Source organism: Bacillus sp. LR_5 (assembly GCF_042709275.1).
The window spans coordinates 1-4,256 of sequence record NZ_JAVAXX010000403.1 but is presented as its reverse complement, the minus strand read 5'-3'; the positions used below and the strand labels follow the sequence as shown (position 1 = coordinate 4,256).

Sequence of the window (4,256 nt, the reverse complement as noted above, 5' to 3'; positions counted from 1 at the left end):
ACGAAGTGCGGTCGGGCTTTTTTCAAGCATTTCTTCACACCATTTAATCGTTTCTTCTTCAAGTTGTTCCAAAGGAACGACTGTGTTGACAAGACCCATGTCAAGCGCTTCCTGTGCGTTGTACTGGCGGCACAGGTACCAGATTTCACGGGCTTTTTTATGCCCTACAATTCGAGCCAGGTAGCCAGAACCGTAACCAGCGTCAAAGCTTCCCACTTTAGGGCCTGTTTGTCCGAAAATCGCGTTGTCGGCAGCGATTGTCAGATCACATACGATGTGAAGCACATGGCCTCCGCCGATCGCATATCCGGACACCATCGCAACAACCGGTTTCGGGATAACGCGGATTAAACGCTGAAGATCCAGTACGTTTAATCGCGGAATTTGGTCATCTCCTACATAACCGCCGTGACCGCGCACTTTCTGGTCTCCTCCAGAACAAAAGGCTTTGTCTCCGGCACCAGCAAGCACGATAACGCCGACATTTTGATCGTCTCTCGCGCGAGCAAACGCATCAATCATTTCAGCAACCGTTTTGGGGGTAAACGCGTTATGTACCTCAGGGCGGTTGATTGTTATTTTTGCAATACCATTATACGTTTCATACAATATTTCATCGTATGTCCGTTCAGTTTTCCATTCTACAGCCATGATATGACCTCCTCTATTTTTCTATGTGCAGTTATAAGCTTGTCAAAAACTCACTCACTATTTTACCAAAAAAACGCGGCTGTTCCACATGCACCGTATGGCCGGCTTTTGGAACAATCTCTATTCTACTAGATGGAAGCTTCTTATGCACCTCTTGATTGATGGCGCAAAACTTTTTGTCCCACTCCCCGCAGATTAGAAGCACAGGCACGGCTATTTCTTGTACACGGCTCCACAAGGAAGGCTGTGAACCGGTGCCCATGCCCGTTAAACTATTTGCAAGCCCAATCTTATTGTTTCGCAGACGGCCGGACCGTATCCTGTGCCGAATATCTTCAGCCAGCCGCTGCTGGGATGAAAACAAAGGAATGTTCTCCCAATACTCTACAAATGCTTTGATCCCGTCACGCAAAATAAAATCGGCAAGCTTCCGGTCCCGCATGATCCGGTCCCGCCGTTCCTCAAGCGTTTTGAGCCCCGGCGTTGTGCTTTCAAGCACCAGTGCCGATACCCGTTCGGGATATGTCACCGCAAAAGAATAAGCAAGCCTTCCTCCCATAGAATACCCAATCAATTTCACTTTGTGAAGTTTTAATTGATCAAAAATCTCGGCAAGGTCAGAAACTTGCCGGTTCGTGCTGTATCTTCTCCCATTCGGCGGGGCATCGGTTTCACCATGCCCTAGACAATCAATTAAGACCAAACGGGAATCAGGCAGCATCTCATCAAGGAAAGTCCATGATTGTTTGCTGCCGGTAAACCCGTGCAGACAGACGACGGCTTCGGAAGCATTCGGCCGCTCGTCTGTCACAGCATATCGGACACCGTCTGAAACAGTTATGTTTACAGTTCCCATTGTTTTTTCACTTCCCGCACAGCCTCATTCAGCATATCGCGATGGAGCTGAACTCTCGATTGGCGATCCGTTTTGATTTCTATCAAATGGAGTCCGGGCTTGTCTGCCTGCGGCGCGTAAGCTGTTCTGAATTCATCCCACGAGGCAGGACATGAATACGTTCCGCCGTATAGTGCAGCCGCATGCTTGAAATCGAGCCCTGTCGGCGTGCCGAACAAATCTTCAAAGTGTGTCTTTTCAGAAGCCTGCGGCAAAAAGGAGAAAATCCCGCCGCCGTCATTATTCACGAGAATCACAGTAAGAGGAATGCCCAGCTTTTTGGCCGCCAGCAGTCCGTTTAAATCGTGATAAAAAGATAAATCTCCAATCACGAGTGTAACAGGCGCTTTTGTCCCTTCACATACACCCATGGCAGAGGAGACGACACCGTCTATCCCGTTTGCGCCCCGGTTTGAATAAATCCGGAAAGCACGTTCCTGTTTTTCAAAAAACGTATCAACATCCCTGATCGGCATACTGTTACCGACAAACAGCGAGCTGTTTTCAGGCACAAGATGCTGAAGAATTCGATAGAGATTGCCTTCAAACGAAACCTCTTCACTGCTGATTGTTTGCAGATGCGCACGGAACCGTTCATTGACAAACTTCCACTTATTCAGCCATTCTGATGACTTGGTCATATCAGCATGTTCCATTATGATTGCTTCAGCAAAAGCAGATGCGTTGCAGTGAATCATATGCGCGCTTGCCTGTGTCGGGTCTCTCCACCCTCCATCTTCGTCAATCACAATTTGCTGAATTGCCGGATCATCCTTGAGCCATAAGAAAACCGGTTTTGAGACAGGCATCGGCCCAAAACGGATGACGACATCAGGACGCAATTTCGCCTTCAGCTCATCATCTTTTAAAAATGAATCATACGCATCAATGACAGTGCTTTTATCATGAGCGCCGTTCCTCAGATTAGACAGCGGGTCCGCTAAAATCGGATACTGAAGCGCTTTTGACAGCGCAATAATGTGTTCCTTTTCCGTATCACTGTGGAGCTCTCCGCAGACGATCATTCCTTTTTCAGCCTCTGCCAGCATTGCAGCCACATCAGACAGAGAGTCGCGGTCAACAGACTGCGTACCCGTTTTCACAGACACGTGACGGCCTGTTCTCATTCTTCCAAACGGCTCATCCGAAAGATCCGGCATCAGCGGTTCACGCAGCGGCACATTCACATGCACAGGTCCCATTGGGCGCTTTTGTGCTTCCCCGGCGGCGCGGCCGGCCAGCGTTCGAATATATCTCAGCATTTGCGGAGACTCTTCTGGAAGAGCAGAGTCTGTGAAAAACTTAACAAAGTTACCGAATAAGAAGTGCTGATTAATAGCCTGCGGTGCGCCTACCTCGCGCAGCTCATGAGGCCGATCAGCAGTTAACACAATAATTGGCACTCTTGAATAATGGGCTTCAATCACAGCCGGATAAAAGTTGGCCGCGGCTGTTCCTGATGTACAGATCAAAAGCACGGGACGCTGCTTCGCTTTTGCCAGCCCTAAAGCAAAAAAACCGGCAGATCTTTCATCAATTTGGACATGGACGCTGATATCTGGATGCGCGGCTGCAAGAATAGCCAGCGGTGTGGATCTTGAGCCCGGACAAACGACGGCATCCGTAATCCCGGAAAGAGCGAATTCATCAATAAAACTTCCGATGTAATGCGTAATTGGGTTGGCTGTCACCGCCTCTCACCTCCTAATGCAGAGATCATCGGCTTCAATTTAATCTGTGTTTCTTCATATTCAGATTGCGGGTCCGAGTCTTCCACAATGCCACACCCGGCAAACAGCCTTGCTGTGCTGCCTTCGATCAGTCCTGAACGAATGGCCACTGCGAATTCCCCGTTATCCTGGCTGTCAATCCAGCCGATAGGGGCCGCATACCAGCCGCGGGACATCGGTTCGATCTCTCTGATCACTTCAACAGCTTTTTTCTGAGGTGCTCCCCCAAGCGCCGGCGTAGGATGCAGTTTCTCAATTAAATCAAAAAGTGAAGCAGACTCACGAAGCTGCCCGACAATCGGCGTAAATAAGTGCTGAACGCTTTTCGTTTTGTACAATACAGGTCCGTCAGGCTTTTCAACCTCCGAACAGCTTGATGCAAAAGCGTTATGAATCATGCCTACAACAATATCATGCTCCAGCAGATTTTTCTCATCGTTTAATAATTCAAGGCCTATCCGGCGATCTTCTTCTTCGTTCGCGCCGCGTTTAATGGAGCCTGCCAGACAAGAAGACATGACAGTGCTGCCGTCTCTTTTGATCAGTCTCTCTGGAGACGCGCCGACAAAGGTTTTTCCTTCCTGTTCGATTGCAAAAACATAGCTTGTCTGCTGATCGTTCAGAAGCGTTTTAAGCACCGGTTCAATTTGGACCGGACCTTCAAACGTGAGCAGCAGCTCTCGGGCAAGAACCACCTTATCATATTGTTTCTCTTTAATTTGGCTTGTTGCCGTTTCGATTGCTTTCAGCCAATCGTCCTTATCCAGCTCTTGAGATGCTGCAATCACAGCCTGATCTACTTGGTTTAAATCAGGAACCTTAAATTCGGCTGCAAAAGACTTTAAGCCTTCCAAAACTGTCTCTGCGTCTTCCTCTCCGCTTACCCATCTGTTGACTGTTAGAAACGGGCCTTCGGCAGTCATCGTCAGCATAAGCGCAGGCACAAAGAAATCCCCTTCCGAGAAATGGTCCCATTGTGT

4 protein-coding genes are annotated in these 4,256 nt (G+C 48.7%); all 4 read right to left on the bottom strand.

Annotated features, from left to right (window positions below):
• On the bottom strand, positions 1-651 hold a 651-nt coding region (gene menB / locus RAC86_RS35815; RefSeq protein ID WP_377886703.1), incomplete at its 3' end, for a 1,4-dihydroxy-2-naphthoyl-CoA synthase.
• A 31-nt stretch (positions 652-682) separates the two neighbouring features.
• Entirely contained in the window at positions 683-1,507 is an 825-nt protein-coding gene (gene menH, locus RAC86_RS35810; protein WP_072566735.1) for a 2-succinyl-6-hydroxy-2,4-cyclohexadiene-1-carboxylate synthase, read from the bottom strand.
• The gene (gene menD, locus RAC86_RS35805; RefSeq protein ID WP_072566736.1) at positions 1,495-3,237 is read right to left on the bottom strand and encodes a 2-succinyl-5-enolpyruvyl-6-hydroxy-3-cyclohexene-1-carboxylic-acid synthase; all 1,743 of its coding nucleotides are present in this window, start codon (positions 3,235-3,237) and stop codon (positions 1,495-1,497) included. Before menD ends, menH begins: the two co-directional genes overlap by 13 nt.
• The coding region (locus RAC86_RS35800; protein ID WP_377886702.1) for an isochorismate synthase at positions 3,234-4,256 on the bottom strand (1,023 nt) is incomplete at its 5' end. The genes RAC86_RS35800 and menD, both read right to left, overlap by 4 nt.

Bases quoted from the DNA above. Each gene is read 5' to 3' on its own strand.
- menH (WP_072566735.1), bottom strand. From the start codon at position 1,507: ATGGGAACTGTAAACATAACTGTTTCAGACGGTGTCCGATATGCTGTG.